General features: G+C 53.7%; 29 protein-coding genes. 23 read left to right on the top strand and 6 right to left on the bottom strand.

All coding sequences use genetic code 11. From position 1 onward, the window contains the following. Positions 1-159 precede the first annotated feature (159 nt). From FIV08_RS19720 to FIV08_RS11175, 19 genes are all read left to right on the top strand, one after another. Positions 160-315 (top strand): hypothetical protein, encoded by a 156-nt coding sequence (locus FIV08_RS19720; protein ID WP_172972271.1) that lies wholly within the window; start codon positions 160-162, stop codon positions 313-315. Positions 316-428: 113 nt separating this feature from the next. Beyond that, complete coding sequence (locus FIV08_RS11260) at positions 429-848, top strand: hypothetical protein (protein ID WP_152438367.1); 420 nt, start codon at positions 429-431, stop codon at positions 846-848. Between the two features lie 110 nt (positions 849-958). Further along, positions 959-1,588 carry a hypothetical protein gene (locus FIV08_RS11255; RefSeq protein WP_152438366.1) on the top strand — a complete coding sequence of 210 codons (630 nt, stop codon included), beginning with the start codon at positions 959-961 and terminating at the stop codon, positions 1,586-1,588. A 74-nt stretch (positions 1,589-1,662) separates the two neighbouring features. After that, complete coding sequence (locus FIV08_RS11250; protein ID WP_152438365.1) at positions 1,663-2,286, top strand: SagB/ThcOx family dehydrogenase; 624 nt, start codon at positions 1,663-1,665, stop codon at positions 2,284-2,286. A 96-nt stretch (positions 2,287-2,382) separates the two neighbouring features. After that, positions 2,383-2,715 (top strand): hypothetical protein, encoded by a 333-nt coding sequence (locus FIV08_RS11245; protein ID WP_152438364.1) that lies wholly within the window; start codon positions 2,383-2,385, stop codon positions 2,713-2,715. Positions 2,716-2,840: 125 nt separating this feature from the next. Further along, a complete protein-coding gene (locus FIV08_RS11240; RefSeq protein ID WP_152438363.1) occupies positions 2,841-3,254 on the top strand; it encodes a GNAT family N-acetyltransferase in 414 nt (137 codons plus the stop codon). A gap of 102 nt (positions 3,255-3,356) precedes the next feature. After that, positions 3,357-3,677, top strand: coding sequence for a hypothetical protein (locus FIV08_RS11235; RefSeq protein WP_216646144.1), 321 nt, complete (start codon positions 3,357-3,359; stop codon positions 3,675-3,677). A gap of 99 nt (positions 3,678-3,776) precedes the next feature. Further along, complete coding sequence (locus FIV08_RS11230; protein WP_152438362.1) at positions 3,777-4,424, top strand: hypothetical protein; 648 nt, start codon at positions 3,777-3,779, stop codon at positions 4,422-4,424. A gap of 146 nt (positions 4,425-4,570) precedes the next feature. Beyond that, positions 4,571-4,834 (top strand): BrnT family toxin, encoded by a 264-nt coding sequence (locus FIV08_RS11225; protein WP_152438361.1) that lies wholly within the window; start codon positions 4,571-4,573, stop codon positions 4,832-4,834. After that, positions 4,824-5,093 carry a type II toxin-antitoxin system BrnA family antitoxin gene (brnA, locus tag FIV08_RS11220; protein ID WP_074396173.1) on the top strand — a complete coding sequence of 90 codons (270 nt, stop codon included), beginning with the start codon at positions 4,824-4,826 and terminating at the stop codon, positions 5,091-5,093. Before FIV08_RS11225 ends, brnA begins: the two co-directional genes overlap by 11 nt. 34 nt (positions 5,094-5,127) lie before the next feature. Continuing rightward, complete coding sequence (locus FIV08_RS11215) at positions 5,128-5,706, top strand: hypothetical protein (protein ID WP_152438360.1); 579 nt, start codon at positions 5,128-5,130, stop codon at positions 5,704-5,706. 108 nt (positions 5,707-5,814) lie between these two features. Next, on the top strand, positions 5,815-6,261 hold the full coding sequence (locus FIV08_RS11210; protein ID WP_152438359.1) for a hypothetical protein: 447 nt from the start codon (positions 5,815-5,817) through the stop codon (positions 6,259-6,261). Positions 6,262-6,732: 471 nt separating this feature from the next. Continuing rightward, a complete protein-coding gene (istA, locus tag FIV08_RS11205; protein ID WP_152438358.1) occupies positions 6,733-7,917 on the top strand; it encodes an IS21 family transposase in 1,185 nt (394 codons plus the stop codon). Further along, entirely contained in the window at positions 7,914-8,717 is an 804-nt protein-coding gene (gene istB, locus FIV08_RS11200; RefSeq protein WP_152438357.1) for an IS21-like element helper ATPase IstB, read from the top strand. The genes istA and istB overlap by 4 nt, the downstream gene beginning before the upstream one ends. Before the next feature lie 152 nt (positions 8,718-8,869). After that, positions 8,870-9,322 (top strand): hypothetical protein, encoded by a 453-nt coding sequence (locus FIV08_RS11195; protein WP_152438356.1) that lies wholly within the window; start codon positions 8,870-8,872, stop codon positions 9,320-9,322. Between the two features lie 76 nt (positions 9,323-9,398). Then, positions 9,399-9,731 carry a hypothetical protein gene (locus FIV08_RS11190; RefSeq protein WP_152438355.1) on the top strand — a complete coding sequence of 111 codons (333 nt, stop codon included), beginning with the start codon at positions 9,399-9,401 and terminating at the stop codon, positions 9,729-9,731. 512 nt (positions 9,732-10,243) lie between these two features. After that, complete coding sequence (gene ltrA / locus FIV08_RS11185) at positions 10,244-11,569, top strand: group II intron reverse transcriptase/maturase (RefSeq protein ID WP_152438354.1); 1,326 nt, start codon at positions 10,244-10,246, stop codon at positions 11,567-11,569. A 150-nt stretch (positions 11,570-11,719) separates the two neighbouring features. Beyond that, entirely contained in the window at positions 11,720-12,031 is a 312-nt protein-coding gene (locus FIV08_RS11180; protein WP_152439646.1) for a type II toxin-antitoxin system RelE/ParE family toxin, read from the top strand. Then, positions 12,024-12,311 carry a helix-turn-helix domain-containing protein gene (locus FIV08_RS11175; protein ID WP_152438353.1) on the top strand — a complete coding sequence of 96 codons (288 nt, stop codon included), beginning with the start codon at positions 12,024-12,026 and terminating at the stop codon, positions 12,309-12,311. The genes FIV08_RS11180 and FIV08_RS11175 overlap by 8 nt, the downstream gene beginning before the upstream one ends. 82 nt (positions 12,312-12,393) lie before the next feature. On the opposite strand, the gene FIV08_RS11170 is transcribed toward FIV08_RS11175, so the two are convergent. The 4 genes from FIV08_RS11170 to FIV08_RS11155 form a co-directional block, all read right to left on the bottom strand. Then, positions 12,394-12,711 carry a CcdB family protein gene (locus tag FIV08_RS11170; protein WP_152438352.1) on the bottom strand — a complete coding sequence of 106 codons (318 nt, stop codon included), beginning with the start codon at positions 12,709-12,711 and terminating at the stop codon, positions 12,394-12,396. Beyond that, positions 12,711-12,956, bottom strand: a complete 246-nt coding sequence (locus FIV08_RS11165) for a type II toxin-antitoxin system CcdA family antitoxin (protein ID WP_152438351.1) — start codon at positions 12,954-12,956, stop codon at positions 12,711-12,713. Before FIV08_RS11165 ends, FIV08_RS11170 begins: the two co-directional genes overlap by 1 nt. A 131-nt stretch (positions 12,957-13,087) precedes the next feature. Beyond that, positions 13,088-13,489 (bottom strand): PIN domain nuclease, encoded by a 402-nt coding sequence (locus FIV08_RS11160; protein WP_152438350.1) that lies wholly within the window; start codon positions 13,487-13,489, stop codon positions 13,088-13,090. Next, a complete protein-coding gene (locus tag FIV08_RS11155) occupies positions 13,486-13,680 on the bottom strand; it encodes a type II toxin-antitoxin system VapB family antitoxin (RefSeq protein ID WP_152438349.1) in 195 nt (64 codons plus the stop codon). Before FIV08_RS11155 ends, FIV08_RS11160 begins: the two co-directional genes overlap by 4 nt. A gap of 125 nt (positions 13,681-13,805) precedes the next feature. On the opposite strand from FIV08_RS11155, the gene FIV08_RS11150 reads away from it, so the two are divergent. The 4 genes from FIV08_RS11150 to FIV08_RS11135 all read left to right on the top strand — a co-directional run bounded on the left by FIV08_RS11150 (position 13,806) and on the right by FIV08_RS11135 (position 15,917). Further along, positions 13,806-14,252 (top strand): NUDIX hydrolase, encoded by a 447-nt coding sequence (locus FIV08_RS11150; RefSeq protein WP_152438348.1) that lies wholly within the window; start codon positions 13,806-13,808, stop codon positions 14,250-14,252. Positions 14,253-14,321: 69 nt separating this feature from the next. Next, positions 14,322-14,747 carry an N-acetyltransferase gene (locus FIV08_RS11145; protein ID WP_152438347.1) on the top strand — a complete coding sequence of 142 codons (426 nt, stop codon included), beginning with the start codon at positions 14,322-14,324 and terminating at the stop codon, positions 14,745-14,747. Between the two features lie 81 nt (positions 14,748-14,828). Then, entirely contained in the window at positions 14,829-15,251 is a 423-nt protein-coding gene (locus FIV08_RS11140) for a hypothetical protein (protein ID WP_152438346.1), read from the top strand. A gap of 48 nt (positions 15,252-15,299) precedes the next feature. Further along, positions 15,300-15,917 (top strand): class I SAM-dependent methyltransferase, encoded by a 618-nt coding sequence (locus FIV08_RS11135; protein ID WP_152438345.1) that lies wholly within the window; start codon positions 15,300-15,302, stop codon positions 15,915-15,917. Positions 15,918-16,204: 287 nt separating this feature from the next. Here the strand turns inward: FIV08_RS11135 and FIV08_RS11125 are convergent, their stop codons facing one another. Beyond that, positions 16,205-17,410 carry an efflux RND transporter periplasmic adaptor subunit gene (locus FIV08_RS11125; RefSeq protein ID WP_152438344.1) on the bottom strand — a complete coding sequence of 402 codons (1,206 nt, stop codon included), beginning with the start codon at positions 17,408-17,410 and terminating at the stop codon, positions 16,205-16,207. Between the two features lie 23 nt (positions 17,411-17,433). Further along, on the bottom strand, positions 17,434-19,812 hold the full coding sequence (locus FIV08_RS11120) for an ABC transporter permease (RefSeq protein ID WP_152438343.1): 2,379 nt from the start codon (positions 19,810-19,812) through the stop codon (positions 17,434-17,436). Positions 19,813-19,815: the final 3 nt, after the last annotated feature.

Genomic DNA, 19,815 nt, shown 5'->3' with positions numbered 1-19,815 from the left:
TCGCGTTAGAGCTCACGAACCATGAAGCCGAGAAAGGTTATTCTAGCCACCAACAGCCCATACTCTGAGCAGTACGAGCCGCTGTTGGAAGAACTATTCAATCGGCGCATAGAGCTGTTTTGCGCATGGGGAACGCATTGTGAGCAGTGGGAGTCAGCAATGGACGTGTTTGTAACCGATCCTGATCGTATCGGAGAGCATCATATAACAACGACCAGCCACGCGGATGAGTCACTGGAGAATGTTCAGAACATGGCTAGCATGTGGGTTGTCGAGGGCGGTGGCAGCAATGACGTTGAGATCATCAGGCTCTAACCAGTCGGTCAACCGGACGCCAAAAGCGTACCGCTTTTGGTTCCCTCCGCTGGCGCTCCGGCGCCGGTTACCTCAGCGTTAGGCAAAAAAACAGTAAGCAAGGAGAAGCTCCAATGAAGATTGAAACAGAGGATTCATTACACGAACAGGTCGATACTGCAGCAGCTCGCCTCGAAAAGGCCATTGATGGGATTCAGCGAGGAGCCGAAAGCCTGAGCGCCGCCTCTGAGAGGTTTGCGGAAAAATCCCCGGCAAAAAGGGCTTCGTGGCTGGGGTATTTGCTTTTGATTGTAGCTATAACCGCTGAGTTCGCGGAAGGGGTCACTTTTCGCGGATTCGAGTTTAGTGATGTTATGTCAACGAACATGATGTATATCGGCGGTGCTCTTGTGGCAGTTGGTGCAGCCCTTGATGTATTTTTTAGCATTAGAACTATAGAGGCAGAGAATGCGAGGGCTGCTAAGTTAGAAAGCGAGGCGGCCGAGGCGCGAAAACAAGTATCGAGTATAAGGTCTTGGCTTGCAGGAAAGTAACTGTGCCTAACAAGGCGCATCAATTCGCGGCCTGCGGCCGCCGGACGCCCTTTACATTGCGGCTGCGCCTCCATTCCAAGGGCGCCGTTGTGCGCTGGCGTTAGGCAGATATGAAACTCGAGTCTGAATTAAGCAAATTGGAGGAATGGATCGCCCATCTTCCAAACTTGGGCAAAGAGACAATGGGGCACGGAAATCGTCCCATGTACGTCCTCGACCTGATTTTCATTGGTGTGCTGAAGCGCTCGATGAGCCTCGCAATGGGGGTCAAAACTCTTGTCGATAATAAGAACATGACCTGTGTGAGGGCCATGGTCCGAATGCAGTTGGATACGCTAAGTCGATTGCTGGCGTACACGTATGTCGATAACCCCTCAGACGTGGCACAACAGGTCATGGCGGGGAAACCTTTGAATAAGTTTAAGTGCAGAGACGGAAAGAACCTTCGTGATGGATATCTTATCGATCGAATGACTGAGCAGTATCCATGGGTGAAAAATGTCTATCAGTATACTTCTGGCTATGTTCATTTTTCGGAGAGGCAAGTCTTTGACTCGATTCAGTCGATAGGGTCTGAAGGATTAGAAACGATTGAATTTGCTGTAACAAGAGAGGGCTTTGGTTTTCCTGAAGATAGCTGGGTTGAGGTGGTTGCATGCTTCAATGAGATGCTATCCATAGTTCGTGATGTTTTCATAACGTATCGCGACGAGTTGGATCAATTCCGCAGCAATACTTAGCCTAACCAATACGGCCAACGGACGCTCCTTGCGTCGCGCCGCTGCCGCTAGCGTTATGCATAGGGAGTAAATGCATGGTTTTCGAGCTACCTGCACCGGAATTGCAAAGCTCTGAGTCATTGGTTGGCTGTATTGAGTCTCGGCGCAGCTCAAGAAAATATTCGAAGGCACCGCTACCTTTAGGTGCTTTGTCCCAATTGCTTTGGTCGGCTCAAGGCGTAACTGGTGCCGAACAGAAAAGATCCACTCCATCGGCGGGTGAGTTATACCCGCTGCATCTAAAAATTGTGGTGCAGCGGGTATCGGAGCTTGAGCCCGGTACTTATGAGTATGACGCTGATAGCCATTCGTTGAAGCTAGTCGGTGGCTGTATTCCGGAAGGGGCAATGCACGAGCTAGGGATTGGTGATCAACCGTGGTTGAAAGACGCGGCCGTTGTCATCGGGGTTTCAGCGAAACTCAGAGATGTGGTTCGCCACTTTGAATTTCAGTTACCTCAGGGAAAGCGCGGTGCTCGCTATGTTTATATGGAAACTGGGGCTTTAGCTCAAAATGTTCATCTCCAGAGTACGGCTCTCGGGGTTGGTTGTGTTCTGGTGGCTGGGTTTGATGATTCAATGGTCAAGCAAGCATTGAGGTTACCCTCAGACTTGGAGCCAACAGCACTGCTGTGTATCGGGCAACGGCGGGATATTTGACAGTGCATAACAATACGCGTCACTCGGATGTCCTTTACGCCGCTCCGCTCTGTAAAGGCCACCGGTGCGCTCTGCGTTATGCACTAAGGAGGAAACATGATTTCAGATATGGAAAGGAAGCTTGCGAAGCAGGTAATAGAGCTGCATGACGGGAAGAGTTTTGCTCTCTTGCAGGAAATGTCGGCCCCATCACTTCGCGAAGAGAGCGACGGTACTATTACTGAACATGCCTACATTTCATCGTGCGAAAGCATTCAACATGAACTGGGAGAGTTGAGTGAGGTTGAGTTTATAGATTGCCTTCGAAGAGCTGGTTCCCAGCTTACCCTTTGGAAGGCGAAATACTCTGCCAGTGAGGATGAAGTTTTTTGGGCCGTTGGTTTTGATGCCGCAACGCACAAAGTTAAAGATGTTCTCGTAAACTGGTAAATGCATAACAAATCATTCCAGTACGTTCCGGCCCTGACGGGCCTCCACCGGACGGCCTTTTCTCCGCTTCGCTACGCAAAGGCCGCCGCTGAATTTTGGCGTTATAAATCAGGGAGTAGCCATCAATGGAATGGCGCAAGGACGATTACCTAATCACCGATGACCCATCCAAAGTGCAATTGGATGTTGTCCACCGCCTGCTTGCGGCAACCTATTGGGGTGGCCGCCGTCCGCGAGAAATCGTAGAGCGCATGGTTGCAGGCTCTATCTGCTTTAGTCTTTACCGGGGTCCTACACAGATCGGTTTTGGGCGGGCAGTCACCGATAGTGCTACGTTTACTTGGGTGGCGGATATTGTTGTTGAGCCTGAGTTCCGGGGTATCGGGCTGGGGACCTGGATCATGAAATGTTTGCTAGAGCATCCGGCCACCAAGGGAACCCAAATGGTGTTGCAAACCCGCGATGCGCACGGTCTGTATGAGCGGTTTGGATTCTCTGGAAATAGTGCTCTCATGAGCACCGGAGTAACTGATTTATAACCAAGCCAGGCACGGCGACGGCTACTGCATTGCGGCTTCGCCTCCATTCCGTAGCCGCGCATGCTGGCCGGCGTTATGCCCTCGTAGGCGAGGATATCTGATATGGAATTGAGCGCTCCGGTAGATATGCCATTTACGCGGGAAGCCGCGATCAAAATGCTGAGGTGGGGTGCAGAGCCGGAAAAGTCTCCATACTCCCACAAACAAATTGCGGAGTGGTGCGACAGATTTTGGTGCCAATACCTTGATGTTGACGCGGAGCCGGAGATTGAGTCCTTGATGCCAGTGCTCACTGATGTTGAAACCCAGTGGGACCTATATTTGGCGAACACCTATTCACTTGAGGAACTTCGGGCAAAAAATTTTGAAGAAGAAAAAATGCCTACGGAGTGGTTTTGTGATTGGCTGCAGCAATTGGCATAACCAGGTGGTCAACGGGACGCCAACTACGCTGCGCTCCGTTGTCGCCCACTACCACTAGCGTTATGCGGTGAATTACCGGCACACCGAGGAGAAGCACTTTTGGCTAGTTTCCGTTTTGACTTCACGTTTAGCGTGCCCAAGTCAGCAGCTATGCGGATATTGTTGAAGCAGTTTATTGGCTACACAGGCTATTTTATGACTGCGATGGCCGCCGCTGTCTGGATGGCTCTCGGTATGTTTGTCGTTGCTCTGTTCTCGCAAAACGCTGTCATCGTCATTCTGGAAGTCTTTGTGGAATGGGGTGGTGATGTCTTTTCGCCGATGAAAGAAGGTGGACTGTTGGTTTTCGGTACCGACCAAATCCCGCGGGGCGACAACGACGTAGGTGGCGTGCAAGCTGCGCTCTCGGTCGTGGCGAAAATCTCCCTGGTACTTTATGTTCTGGGTGCCGTGGTGCGGGGGATTTTCGGGAAGAAACTGTCTTTGGCTCGATCCGTGAAGCTGGCGTTTGTTCGGCGAGCCTCTCTCATTGTATTTGTGGCAATTCCGCTCAGTAGCTTCCTTCGGTTCGAGTCTGGTGTGGGGTCAGATTCGTTCTTTATTGCCGCATTCCTTGCAGTCTTTATCGCGCCGGCGCTGTTTTTGAGTGGGTACTGGTCTGTTTTCTGGAATCAAATGGTTTCTGAAGCGATTCATTATGTGGATGAGGATGGTGAGAACATACCCACATTACAGGTCGAGCGCTGAAAGTTTTCAGTCTCTGGAGCCACTACTGTTGCCGGACAATTCTTCCACCGCTGCGCGGTTCCAAAATTGCCGAAAAGCTCCGCGTTAGTTGCTATAGCCTCCTTTCAGATCTTGCGGCGTGAGTAAAAAAGGAATAATTTGTACTCATGGATGAATTTGAATTCGACGATGCCAAAAGCCAGGCTAATCTGGATAAGCACGGTATCGATTTCGTTGCTGCCCAAAGGCTGTGGAAAGATCCGTACCTGCTGGAGATCCGCGCAAAATCAGAGGATGAGCCGAGGTTTTTGCTAGTAGGCAAGATTGGTGAAAAGCACTGGTCGGCTGTCGTCACCTACAGGGATGCTCGTATTCGTCTGATTTCAGTCAGGCGTTCCCGGAAGAAGGAGGTTGAGCTCTATGAAAGCTAAAGACTTCGATAAAAAATTTGAGGAAGGTCAGGAAGATATTGTTGATGACCTGGATCTGTCCTCTGCTCGTCGCGTTAATCAGGAACAGAAGCGAATCAACGTCGATTTCCCGGCTTGGGTTGTGGAGTCGCTGGATCGTGAGGCTGCGCGCATTGGCGTTACCCGCCAATCGATCATCAAGGTGTGGCTGGTGGAGCGTCTTCAGGCAGAATCTGCTAACAAGCCGCTCAATGGTGACGCCGCAGGCGGCGCACATTAGCGGAGCGTTATATTTCCCCGAACGGGAGCATTAAGTGCTAGATCTTGATAGGTTTATCGTTGAATTGGATCGACTAATCACGACAGTCCATTTCTACGACGAGGTTTACTGTAACAACGAAGGTGTTAATGCGATTAGCAGCTTGTCCTTGGAAGCTGCAAAGATAATTCAGCTTTCCGTTCACAACGACATCGTTCTATCAACTGCACGCCTGTTATTCGACGGTAAAGGCTTTGAGTCGTCCGGGACCACATACGAAAATCTCAGTCTGTACAACTTGGTGTGCAATTATGAAGAGCACATTGATCAGGAGTTGCACGAGCAGCGGAATAAAATTTCGCAATTGAAACAAAAGATCAACGTTAAGGAGTACCGCAACCTAGTAATTGCGCATAACAATAAAGCTACCATTACCGGCCAAAATCCGGCTCCCAAACACCAAATTGGAACCGAGATTCTTCTGGATTTGCTCAGAGAATCACGATCACTGTTGTTTGGCATACGGTTAAAAGTGGCCAAGGAAAATGGGGAGACCAGTCTTCCCGTCACTGATGGCAACGTGCATCGTTGCGGTGTGGGGCGAAAGTTTGTACAGCGAATCAAGAAAATATAACCAGCCGCTGTAGTACGCGGCCGATGGCCGCCGGACGGCCTTTTCATTGCGGCTACGCCTCCATTACAAGGCCGCCGCTAAGCTCAGCGTTAGCGATATAGGAAACTATTGAAATATCTAAACGAAATTCTCATTGCTGTAGGCCTTTCGTTGCTCGCTTACGGTTTTAATCAGCCTTGGACGGCCTACCATGAAGCTGAGCTTCAAGCCATTGAGTTCAAGGCTGAGACTGAAAAGTTTGCATTCGCTTATGGCGAATATGCTCGCAGGGTTAATCGTCAAATAGAGCTATATAATTCATGCCTGAAAGAAGGCTCTGACTGCGATCGTGAAAAAATGAGAGACGAGGTTCTGACTCTCGAGCCGGAGTCTAGAGAGTGGAATACCCGGGCGCACCAGGCAATGGTTGAAAGTCAGAAAACGATGCGGCTGACACAGCATTTTCAAACCATGAAGCGCATTTGGTTCAGTGTTGGAGTTCTGAGCTGCCTCACGGGTGTAATTCTTTTAGGCGTAGGGGTTCGTGGTGCAATTCAGACCGCGCGAAATCGCTAACCAGTCATTCCAGTTCGTTCCGGCCCTGAAGGGCCTCCACCGGACGGCCTTTTCTCCGCTTCGCTACGCAAAGGCCGCCGCTGAATTTTGGCGTTAGGAAATTACATGAGAACGGAATCAGTCATGGCCGTCTTACTGGGAATTGGAACGGCCCTGGCAGTTGTAGTTGCGACCTATCAGGTATATGAATTTTCGATGAATGTCTTTGCGGTGTACTCGTTCGAGCCACTGCCAGATAGCACGGAAAAAGTAGTCAGGTACCCCAACCTTCGATGGGATCCACTTGTTTGGGCTTGCCTAGCTACAGCTGTCGCATTCTTTCTCTACCGGCTGTGTCGTGGGGAGATCGCTAAAACCGGTCAACGGGGTGTCGACAGTACTGCTAAAAGACCTTAAATCAGCAACGTAGATTGTCCTCCCGACCCGCATGATCTTTTCTTGAAGGTGACCAAACCGAACAGGAATCGAATCATGCAAAGCCGAGAGGACTTTCACATGATAAAACAACTTCGCAGTCAGGGGGCGTACATCGTGGACATCGCGCACCAGATTGGCTGTTCCGAGCGCACCGTACGCCGTTACCTGGCCCTGCCGGCACCATTGACTGGTAAACCCAAGACCCCACGTGGCAGCAAGCTGGATCCCTTCAAGCCATACATTGATGAACTTCTGGGCCAGGAAGTCTGGAACGCAGAGGTCATCCGTCAGCTGCTCCAGGAACGGGGCTACGACGGCTGTGTGACCCTGATTCGTCGCTACGTTCAGCCCAAGCGCAGCCTGAGGGCAAGTAAACAAACGGTGCGCTATGAAACGATCCCGGGAGAGCAACTCCAGCACGACTGGGGCCAGATCCGGACTGAGGTCGCTGGTCGCCTGTGCACTGTCAACTTCGCGGTCAACATCCTCGGGTACTCCCGCCACTTCCATGTCTGGGCTGGACCCAGCCAGGACGCGGAGCATACCTACGAGTCCCTGGTACAGGCTTTCCGGTACTTTGATGGCGTACCCAAGCGTGTCCTGGTAGATAACCAGAAAGCGGCCGTCATCAGGCATGACAGCGGTGGTCGTGTGGTGTTCAACGCAGGTTTCCTGGAACTGGCGAATCACTATGGCTTCGCCGCCCGGGCCTGTCGGCCCCAGCGCCCCAGAACCAAAGGCAAGACCGAGCGCATGGTGGGCTATGTGAAGCACCACTTCTTCCAGCGGTATCGCAGCTTCGACAGCTACGCGCACCTGAATCAGTTATTGGAGCAGTGGCTGAGCAGCTATGCCAGTCAGCGGACATTACGCCAGTTCCAGCAATCTCCGGCTCAGCGCTTCGAGGAAGAGCGCCATCAACTCAGCCCTTGTCCGGCAACGGACTTCGATACCCGCTATTACGACATCCGCCATGTGGGCTGGGATGCCTACATCGATGTGCGAGGCAACCGTTACAGCGTACCGGCCGAGTGTTGTGGTCAACGGGTCAACATCCGCATCAGTCTGGACGGTGAACTCACCGTCTACGACCTCCGGGGACAGGAAGTCGCCCGCCACCGAATGGCCCATCGTCAGCAAGGCTGGCAAACGGTGGCTGAACACCACGAGCCCTTGTGGCAAGAGGTGATGCCGGTGCAACACCGGAGCCTGGCTGTGTATGAGGAGGTGCTCCAATGAATCTGGACCAACTCCTCGACCGGCTCAAGATGGACCACCTGCAAGCCTCTCTGGATACCCTGTGCGAGCATGCCAGCAAGAAGGACCTGAACTACCGGGAATTCCTGGAACAGGCCCTGGCCCAGGAGTGGGGTGGTCGGCACCAGAAAGGCCTGGACACGCGTCTCAAACAGGCTCGGCTACCCTGGATCAAAACCCTGGAGCAGTTCGACTTCAGCTTCCAGCCGAGCATTGACCGCAAGCTGGTGCGAGAACTCTCCGGCCTTGGGTTCGTGGAACGCAACGAGAACGTGATCCTGCTGGGACCCCCTGGCGTGGGCAAAACCCACCTGGCGGTCGCCCTCGGCGTAAAGGCTGCGGAGGCCGGCCACCGGGTTCTGTTCATGACCTTGGACCGTCTAGTGAGCACGCTGGTCAAAGCCCGCCAGGAAAACCGGTTGGATAGGCAACTCCAACAACTGACGTATCCGAAAGTGCTGGTACTCGATGAGATCGGTTACCTGCCCATGACCCGCGAGGAAGCCAGCTTGTTCTTCCGCCTGATCAACCGGCGCTACGAGCGGGCCAGCACCATCCTGACCTCAAACAAGAGCTTTATGGACTGGGGCGAGGTGTTCGGCGATCAGGTCATCGCCACTGCGATACTGGATCGGCTGCTGCACCACTCAACCACTCTGAACATCAAAGGCGAGAGCTACCGGCTGAAGGACAAACGCAAGGCCGGCCTCGTTCCCGGTACTAGCCAACAACAGGAGGACTCTGACGACACTGACGCTCAAAAACCGGACACTGAAAACTGATGAAAACCGGACAATCTAGGTTGATGAAAAGCGGTCAAACTTCGGTACTGTTGACAGGGGCGAGCATCGTGATTCCTAACCAGGTGGTCAACGGGACGCCAACTACGCTGCGCTCCGTTGGCGCCCATTACCACTAGCGTTAGGTGGTTTGTATGCGCGACTATGATCAGGCCGAAACTCAATTCCTCGCTCGTCTCAGGCAGAAAGGAATCTACGAGCCGGTTCAATGGTTGCCCTACGATGATTTCGCTCTTTTCGGGCGGACGCTTGTTATCAGGAACGGTGTCGAGCAGCTAGGCAGTAGGGATATAGGCATCGCTTTCTCGTTATTGGAGAATAGCGAGTGCACCTTTGCTTTGGTGGCGGTCAAAGAACGAGCGTATTGCACACTCCTGATGGATACATTCGGCACAAAAAATGAGTCCGAATATGATGACTCACTGAACGTCTACTTTTTATCAGAGAGCTATTTCAATGGCCACGTCCGTGTTGCGAGTAATGCTGGTGAGTGGCTGTGGAGCAAATACATTCTAGAGCGGTTTAACCGTCCACTGAGTAGTCTAGACTATGCCTTTAGTCGGAGTCAGGCTGTTGTCACCACCTAACCAACCGCGTCAGTACGCGGCCGATGGCCGCCGGACGTCCCTGACGGGCCGCCGCTGCGCTCCGCGTTAGGCATTTATGAATCTCGACGAACTGGTCACATCTATCCCTGAAGCCGATCTCAAAGCCGAGCTTTCTCAGTGGGTTGATGAATGGAAGAAAGATTCGTCCGATGTGAACCGGCTTTATGAATTAATTGCTAAATGGCACGGTAATACTTGGTTCGTCGATCAAGCAGCGCAAGATGGGTTCTGGGCTAATTTGCAGTCCTTTAAGCAGCAGGCCATCGATGGGCTTGGCGGCATGACAGTGAACGAACGGCTGTATTGGTTCGGGCTCTTCGACGATTGGGATAGCCTAGGTGAAGCTGGGAAAGAACGTCTTAGGGCCAAGCTCCATGCAAATGCCTAACCAGTCATTCCAGTTCGCTCCGGCCCTGATGGGCCTCCACCGGACGCCCTTGTCAGGGCGCCGCTGAATATTGGCGTGTGTGCCGGGCATGGCACAGAACTAGGGAGGTGAAAGTCCTCCTGCCAGGTGTTCGCAGAGCCGAAGGCTAGGAGAAGGGCAAGGGCGTCATCGCGAGGTGGGGTCTCCGGAGCGCCGGCCGGAAGTAAGCCCAATCCAAAGCGGCGGGGCGACGAACAGGAACCCGATACGAGGTGTGGTACATCCGGGGCGAGCGGGCACGTGACCGCGAAGCCCTCCTTCTGCGACTGGGATGTGCTTTATAAATCGGGCGTCTACGCCGTGAAAGCTCTGTGCCTTACCCCGGGAGGTCTGCCACGTGTGGACGGACCCACTGAGAGACGAGCGATCGCCTCTGACCGCGTGGCAGAAATCAGCCGAGGGCGTAGTAGGTTCGCCCGTGAACCGAAGGCCCGAACAGAGACAGGAGTCGAGTGTCCGTGCAGGGAAACGGGATGGCATCCGCAAAGCAGCTTGCGCTGCCCCTGGAGCAACCAGGGGATGAACCCGTTGCCGGAAATCTGGAAAGCTCGCACTCCGTTCAACCCTCACCGTGGATGGCGCGTGTATTGAGCAAGGACAACCTCAATCGCGCCCTGAAACAGGTTCGACGTAACAAGGGAGCGCCGGGCATCGACGGCATGACCGTGGATGAACTGCCGGATTACCTGTGCCGACACTGGCCAGAGATACGGCAACAGTTGCTCCAGCAGACCTACCGACCAAAACCGGTTCGGCGGGTCACCATCCCCAAAGCCAACGGCGGTTCCCGACCTCTGGGTATCCCGACGGTGCTGGATCGCTTTATCCAGCAGGCGATTGCTCAAGTTATCCAACAGGACTGGGAACTCGGCTTCCATCCCCGCAGCTACGGTTTTCGTCCGGGGCGCTCTGCGCATCAAGCGGTCCGATACGGACAACAGTGCGCTCGGGAAGGCCGTAATTGGGTAGTGGATCTGGACCTGGAAGCCTTCTTTGACCGGGTAAACCACGACCGTTTGATGGCGCGGCTGAAACGGCATACGCCGGACAAGCCGCTGCTCAGGTTGATCAACCGGTACCTGAAGGCAGGTGTCCAGATTGACCATCACAAAGAGCTCACACCCGAAGGCGTACCGCAAGGCGGGCCACTGTCTCCGGTGTTGGCGAACGTGGTGCTGGACGAACTGGACTGGGAGCTGGAACGGCGCAACCTGAAATTTGCCCGCTACGCGGACGATTGCCAGATCTACGTTGGCAGTCGCTGCGCAGGAGAACGGGTAATGGTGAGTCTGACGCGCTTTATCGAGGACTCGCTGAGGCTCACAGTGAATACACGAAAGAGCGCGGTAGATCGGCCTTGGAATCGCAGTTTTCTGGGCTTCACCCTCAGCCGGAAAGGGCAGCGACTGAAAGTGGCTGACAAAGCCATCACCAAGCTGAAAACCCAGATCCGGAACCTGAGCCGCCGAACACGGGGCCACTCATTGGCCCAGGTGATCGCAGATCTGAAAGAGACCCTGCTTGGTTGGAAAGCGTACTTCGACGCAGCCGAAGTACTGAGCCCGCTGCGGGACCTGGACAAGTGGATACGGCGGAGAATGAGAAGTTACGTGTGGAAGCAATGGGGCAGAAGGGGGTATCGTGAGCTGAGAAAGCGGGGTGTCTCGGTCAAGTTGGCCTGGAACACCGCAAAATCAGCCCACGGCCCGTGGCGGCTGAGTCATTCGCCGGCACTGCGGCAAGCCTTACCGGCCCGGTTGTTCCGGAGCTATGGACTGCCGGAACTGGCAGTACGGTAACGGGTTGAATCAAGTCACTGAATCGCCGTGGTACGTGATCCGTATGCCCGGTGATGTGGGAGGAGGGGCATCGTGAGGTGCCTCCCTATCCCGATTACACCTCACTGATCCGGCCTTGACGATAGTACGGCAACGCCGTATATTTTGGCAATGCTATTCATTGAAACCTCAACGTTCACCAGGTTATTGCCGAACTACCTCACGGATGAGGAATACCGTGGGCTTCAAACCTACCTTCTGCAGAAGCCAGATGCAGGGGATCTGATTAAAGGTTCGGGAGGTGTTCGTAAAGTTCGATGGGCACCAGCGGGTTCGGGAAAGAGCGGTGGTATCAGAGCCATTTACTACTGGAAGAAATCTGACCACGAGATATGGATGCTCACGCTGTACAGTAAATCAGAGCGCGCCAGTATTCCTGGCCACACGCTCAAGCAGATAGCGGAGGCAATCAAAAATGGGTGACAGAAACCTTGGGGCAGAGATTCTTGACGGTATCAATGAAATCAAACAATTCAAGAAGGGTAAATTGGCCCTGCGAACGCATGAGCTTTCAGAACCTTCACCGCCCAAAGTGATCAGGTTGAAATTGCACATGTCGCAGTCAGCATTTGCCGGTCTTATGGGCGTGAGTATACGAACCCTTCAGGACTGGGAACAGGGGCGGCGTGAGCCGCAGGGCCCTGCGGTTGCGCTTCTGCGTATTGCTGAGCAACATCCGGAAGTTTTTAGTCAGCTTCATTGACCAACGTGAGGTGTAACCAGGCCATGCACCGGATGCCAAAACCTCCGCTTCGCTCCGGTTTTGCCACCGGTGATGGCGGGCGTTAAAGGCCGGTGATGGCGAGGTCCAGAGCTCCGACAATCTGGTCTCTAAAGTGGGAGAGGGAGCCAATGGGGCGCTTGAGATACTTTTCAGGCACAGAGGAAATTTGCGGGGTTAACAGCAGCAGTTCCTGGTCGGCAAAACTGATTTCCGGCGTGAGCCCTTGCATGGCTTCACCACCAAAGGCGGAGCGTTTTCCTAAAGGGATGACGATGCGAGTTGCCAGTTCGCTCAGCAGGCTGCTCTGAATATCGACAAGGTAAAGGTATTGTACCTTGCTGGTTTTGCTTAGATTGGGGTACACATCGAACTGCGCCATCAGAACTCCCTGAATTCGTCGCCGAAGCATCCATGTTGTTCGACAAAATTGTTGTAACTTTTTATCGCAGCGCGATTTTCTTCAATCCATTGTGCGGCTTCGCGTTTGGAGAGCTCCTCTTTCAGGGCTCGTTCCAGGGTAGCAGACAAGTTAATGTTTAGTTCCCGAGTCTTACGCAGCAGATCGCTATTGATGGAGAGGTTCGTCGCTTTTTTGGGTGCGGCTGCGTTGTAGAGTTCGGCCATCGGAGCCTCCAAGTGGCTGTTTAGTCCCCGGCCTTAGTTTATGCGCACGGCAATGCGCATTCAAGTATTTAACCAGTGGCTGTTGTCGGACGCGCCTACGCTGGCGCTCCGGCACGCCGGTCCGCTCCGCGTTAGGCTTCTCTCAGAGCAGGCTCAAGTCCAAGGTGATCGACAAAAGGGATAAAGTCGCGATCTAGAAACAGCAGTGGTAGCTCTTTCTCTATGCAGAAGGTCGCGATGATCACGTCGGCAGTTTTTCTGATGGTAATGCCTTTTTTACGAAGCGCTCGATAATTGTCAGCGCAAACAACTGCCATGTCTTTGCCCAACATTTCATACTGTTCCAGCGCGAGCAGGCTTTGTTTGGTTTGACGGTATTGTTTGTCGTTGCGAATGCCTTGCAGGATTTCTAGAAAGATGAGGTCGCCGATGGCGACACTACCTTGGACTATCGAGGCATCCAGCAGATCAGTTTGAGGATTTTTGACTCCGTTGAAATAGTCGATCCAGACGCTGGTGTCCACCAGTATCATCGGGCACTCCGCATTTCATCCAAGTCGCCTTCCCACTTGATCTTGCCTCGCAACTTTCGAATTTCCTGCTGCTTGCTCAGCTGGACCAGAAGTTTCAGGCCTTGCTCAACGGCTTCTTTTTTGGTTTTGTAGCCGGAGGCTTTAAGGGCTTCGGCCATCAACTGGTCGTCTATGACGATGTTCGTTCTCATAGGGCACCTATGTGTATAAGGTTCGATTTCTATACACAATCTAGCACTTCAAAGAGAACATAACAATCGGCTGCACAGCGTGAGCCGGGCGTTAAACGTCCGAAGCGGCCACGGGGCTTTAGGCAATGGAAACAAGAAAATCATCACGGCTCATAATCGTTGACGAATCAGGACGGTTATTGCTGTTTTTATACAATGACGAGCACGAGTCTCCGTTTTGGGCAACAGTGGGAGGAGAGCTGTTGCCTGGTGAAGGCTATTTCGATGCTGCTAATCGAGAGCTGTATGAGGAAACGGGGCTAATACAGGACGTTGGAGAGGTGCTAAGAGATCGTGATGAAGTATACGCAGTAGCGAGGTCGGTACCAGCTCGCTGGCTCGAAAAATACTTCTTAGTTAAATGGCCCTCAGGTGCAGATGTATTCGCAGCGAAATGGACGGATGAGGAAAAGAGTACCATTCAAAAATGGAGATGGTGGAGTTTAGCTGAAATGCGAGAAGAAAAAGCGTCTCAGTTCAAGCCAGAGTGGATTCCTGATTTACTTCATTCCGTGCTACGTGAAAGCGATTAACAAGTAGCTCCATTTGAGCGCAAAGTGGCGCAAATGAGCCAGATGGTGTGAGTAATAGGAAATAGTCAGATGATTCGCGAGTATAGGAAAGCCGATATTGATCAAGTCTTAGCGATTTGGCTTACTGCTTCGATCGAAGCTCATAATTTCATCGAACCTCAATTTTGGGAGTCAAAGGTCAGTGAGATGCGGGATGTATACATTCCTGCATCGGAGACATTTGTACTGGAATTTGAGAAGAAGATTAACGGATTCTATAGCCTACACGGAAACACTCTGGCTGCGATCTTTGTGGCTCCAGATTTACAGGGCAAGGGAATGGGAACCGCATTGCTTGATGACGCTAAAAATAGGCGAGACAGCTTGCGGCTCTCCGTTTACAAAGAGAATGTTCCTGGTCTCAATTTCTATGAAAAACATGGGTTTATTTTCCTTGATGAGCAAGTCGACGAGCATACTGGTCACCCTGAACTGATCATGGAGTATCAATCCTGAAAATGTTCTTCGGTCGGACAAGTAATCCGCTGCGCTCCGTTGCCGCCAATTACCACGGTGTTAAGTGACTGAGGAAATACAGTGCAATTTTTTAAAAATCTGTTCGGCAAAAAGGAAGTGCCCGAACCTACAGTCACCATTGAAGGGGCCGGTTCTTTAGACTGGGATGCCGATTCGAAGTATTGGATTGGTACGCTCAGCGGAACAACAATAAGCGTTGCATACGATGGTCTCGCCAAGCCAAAAGAGGATTTGGCACAGTTCGTCACTCAAACCCTCAAGCAACCAGGCTTTCTTGAAAACACAGTTTCCAGAATTAAATCAGTAGCTAGAGCTCAGTACCCCGAGAACAGGCATCCTGAAATCGAAGAGTTACAGCCAAAGGATGTTGTTTTCCAAAATCCGAACTTCATCCTGATTCAATTCTTTGGTCCTGAGGACCACGAACCTTTTTGGTTCGGCGAAATACATGGTCGTGAAATTTACGTTGGTTGCGATACGTAAACACTTAGCATGTCATATGGGCCGGATCGCGACTGGGGTACAAGCGTCATGAAAGATTCAAAGAAATTTTGGGACAACTGTGCAGAGAAATACATAAAAAGCCCTATCAAAGATGAAGCTACGTATCAGCAGAAGTTGGCCATTACTCAAGCGTTCCTGAAATCGGACTGGAAGGTACTCGAGTTCGGATGCGGCAGTGGCGCCACCGCTATTTGGCATTCCGCGTATGTGAAACACGTCGTCGCGACGGATATATCCGACAAGATGATAGAGGCGGCCCGGCGAAAGGCCGTCGAGGCGGGTGCTGAAAATGTAACGTTTCAGCAAGGCACTCTAGACACCCTCGAATTTCAGGATGAAAGCTTCGACGCTGTTTTGGGGCTTAATGTGTTGCATCTTTTGGAGGATGTTGATGGTGCCATTATTAACATTCGTCGACTTCTGAAAGAAGGTGGTGTTTTTGTTTCCAGCACATCGCTAATAGCAGAAATCAACTTGGCTTATCGGTTGTTGATCTCTGGCATGCAGTTGTTTGGTCTGGCTCCTTATGTCAGCCGACTTACCAGGAGTCAGCTTACTTCCAAGCTACTGAAATCAGGTTTTACTATTGAACGAGAGTGGCAAACCAGTCATGAATCGATATTCTTAGTTGCTAGAAAAACATAGATGCCAACGAATGGCAGCGCGGTGACGGCTTTCCGCCGCGCGCTATGCAGAGAAGGAGCAATACATCGTGAGGAAAATCTGGCTTGTTTCTGCCGTCTTTGTTGTGACGACTGGGTGCAGCAGCAAGGCTGTGTATGACAATATACAGCACAATAATCGCCAGGAATGTAACAGTGCCCCGCCTGCCCAATATGAGGAATGTATAGAGCGTTCCAGTAAGACATACGAAGAGTACAAGCGGGAGCGTGAGGCGGTGATCGGGGAGGGTTGATTGGCCTCTGAGCGGCTCAACGAACCCGGATTCGATCCCCGTCATCCAGGCCACGCCCCGGATGCCGCACAACGCGGTCGCCTTCATTGAGCCCCGACAGGATGACGGTGCTTAGTCCGTTACCTGGGCCTGTCTCCACGGGCTGGATGTTGGCGCGGTCTCCGGTCACCTTGAATACCGCGTACCCGTTGTTATGGCGGAACAGGGCGGAGGCGGGGACTTGCAGGGTGTCCTCCGCTTGCCAAAGGATGAATTCAGCATCCACGCGGTAGCCATCGCCCAGCAGTTGCCAGTGCTCGTGGGGGCTGAGCATATCCGCAATGACTTTTACCCGTTGTTCCTCAACGCCAAGCGCCGAGACATCCTGGAAGCCGACCGGCTCTACTCGCCGGATTACGGCATCGAGGGTGGGGCCACCCCAGCCCGTAAGGCGGGTGGCCAGCCCGGGCTCCAGTTTCACCGCATCGAAACTCAGAACGTCTACCACCACTTCCAGGGTGCCCGGATCGCCCAATTCCAGCAATGGTTCTCCGGCCTGGACAATGCCTTCACTTTTTCTGACCAGCCCGAGTACCGCACCGTGAATGGGCGAGCGCACGGCAACGCGTTCGGCCGGTTTGCCTCCGTTGGCGGCGCTGGACACCTGCAGCCGGGTTTGGGCAGCCGCCAGTTCGTGGCTGGCCACTTCTTCATCAAACCTGGCAGAGCGCAAAATAGCCTGGGCACGGGCGGCGGTGGTTCGAGCCTGTTGTAGCTGTTCGTCGGAAACGAAGCTGGAGGGCTTCAGTGCCAGTAATCGCTGGTATTCCTGTTGGCTGAAGTCTGCGTCGGCCTCGGCCGCGGCGGCCTTCTGGCGGATGGATTGGAGCGCGGAGCGGGCGGCAGCCACCCTGGCTTCTGCTTCGGCGCGGCTGCGGGCATCCAGGATGCTGGCGGGCATGGGGTCTATCAGGGTGAGTAACTCGCCGGGGATAACGGTGTCACCCACGTCCAGTTCAAGCCGGTGCACAAAGCCGGTTACCGGAGAAGAGACCAGGTAGCGGTCTTTCACCCGGGTTTTTCCTTCTTCCAGCACAGTGACCTCCAGCGGCCCCCGTTGCGCGGTAGACAGATCCACCCAAACCGGCTCTGGCCTCAGGATAAACGCGAAAGTCACCACGATCAGTGCTGCCATCAGTGACCAGAAAAGTCTTTTGCCGGTGATGTGGTTACGCACGGCCATGGGGTGTTCCCTGCAAGTTGAGTTTATTCACGGGTTTTCAGTACGGCCACAAGGTCCAGTTTACGGAGCCTGCGCCAGGTGATGAAGCCGGAGATCACGGCAGAGGCGATCACTACGTTGGCTGCCAGTGCCAGGGTTTTACCGGTGATGATCAGTGGCACCCGGTATAATTCGGTTTGCATGGCTGTTACCACGAGCTGGCCAAGCCCAGTGCCGATGGCCCAGCCCAGTGGTATGCCCACGATCAACAATACCGCAAGCTCCCCCAACAGTATGTGGGACACTTCGTTATGGCTATATCCCAGCACACGCAGGCTGGCCAGATCTCGCGCTCGCTCTGCCAGTGAGATTCGGGCGGTGTTGTAGATCACGCCAAACGCGATGATGCCGCCCAGCAAGCTGATAATGAAGGTATAGGTCAGGAAGGTTTTGGCCAGGGTTTCAAAGAAGCTGTCGAGCATGGCCTGGCGTAGATTAAGGGCCATCACTTTGGGTGTATCGCGCAGTTCCTGGTAAACCGTTTCGGTGAGGTCTGGGTCCAGGTTCATCAGTATCTGGTTGATGACGGGGCCTTCCCTTAACGTCCGGTTCATGGCGTCCAGGTTCATATAGGCACCCACGCCGAGAAATTCGCTGGTGACACCGGAAACAGGCAGCTTGAGGGTAGGGCGTTGGCCTTCCAGTACACGCACGGTGACGGTGTCACCCGGGCGCAGGCCCAGGGAGTCTGCCAGGAAATCGGTCAGCAGTATGCCGGCCTGGGGGATGTTGACGTTCTGAAGCTGGTGGTCGACCACAAATTGCAGTTTGGCGTCGTCAGGGATGCCCGTCAGCCCGGTTCGCCAGCGCCGGTGGCCGTTAATCAGCTCTACCGCCGTAACCCGACGGCCTTCGGTGTACCAGATGCCGGGAAGCCGTGCTAAGCCGTACATAGCTGACTGTCTTACCGGGTCTGTCAGGCTGACGGTGAGGTCCTGTTTCTGAACCTTGGCAAACTGGGTGTGCACCATCAGCGAGACGGAACTGAACTGAAAGTTACCCACCACCACGATTGCAGTGGCCATGGCAATGCCGGTGATCGAAAGCAGGGTTCGGCCGGGCCGCCGTGACAGGTGCCGAACGATCATGCGAGACGGCTGAGTGAACCGGACCCAGCCCAGCAGGCGTTCCGGTGCGCTGATTTGAAAGCGGGCCGGGCCTTCCGGCTGCATGGCCTGGGCTGGAGGCAGCATGGCAGCCGCGCGAATAGCGCGCCATCCACCAAGCCAGGCGACGCCCAGGCTGATGCCGGCGAGCAGCAAAACCCACAACGGGTTGATTCGGAACAGCAGTTCGGGGAAGCGGTAAAACTCCATATAGAGTTCACCCAACGCCCGGCCGAGCCAAAGCCCCGCCAATGTGCCGATAACCAATCCGATCAAGGCAATAACGAGTACCAGCTGGCTGTAGTGCCAGCCAATCTGCCGGTTGCTGTAGCCAAAGGCCTTGAGCACCGCGATGATTTCTCGTTGAGTGCTGATCAACCGGCTGACCACCACGTTCAGCAGGAACATGGCAACGCCCAGGAAAATAGCAGGGAAGATAGTGGCCATGGCTTTGAGCTGCTCAAGCTCATCACTCAGAAAACGATGAGAGAATTGGTCTTCACGGCTGAAGGCACCGGCACTGCCGTAGCGGTTCAGTAACCGATCCAGGCGGTCGATCACATCCTCAACCGGGTGATCAGGGGCTGTTTGCAGAACCAGGCTGTTGAAGGCTCCACGCATGTCCATGGCGGAGGCCAGTGCCTCCTCGGGCATCCAGATAACTCCGTATCGCTCGTAGTCCGGCAACATCCCACCGGGTGGAATGACATAGATGAATTCCGGTGATTCCGCGATGCCCACGATGGTCAGCTGTTGTTGTCGGCCGTTGATAATGCCGGTTATCCGATCGTCCAGTTGCAAGTCGTGGGCATCGGCAAAGCTCCCGATAATCGCCGCTTCGTCGGTGCGGCTGGCATCCGGCAACCGTCCTTGGCGCAGGTAGAGCTGATTGACGGCGGGTTGACCGGTGGCAGGCACTGAAACCAGCCGTGCGGATACCGGGTCTTGAAAACCGGCCACGTCGAGTTTGGCTACGCCTTCCACCCGTGCGCTCAGGCGTGTAACACCGGGGATGTCGGCAACCTGCGCCAGCACCTGTTTGGGCGCTCGTTTGAGGTTTACGAAGACGTCGGCAAACTGGTGTTCCTGGTAATACTGGTCCCGGGTGGCACTGAGCGATGCGTAATTCACCAACGACAACAGGCAAACCGCGATGCCGCCGGCAATCACCAGGGCGATGGCCAGCATCTGGCCGCGCATCTGCCAGATTTCGCGGCGCAGCTTGGTGTGGAGGATGCTGGTACCAAAGGGAACCATGGC

It is taken from the genome of Marinobacter sp. THAF197a (assembly GCF_009363275.1).
Lineage (GTDB): Bacteria > Pseudomonadota > Gammaproteobacteria > Pseudomonadales > Oleiphilaceae > Marinobacter.
Note: the sequence above shows the minus strand (reverse complement) of the source record. Positions and strands in the feature narration are given on the sequence as shown.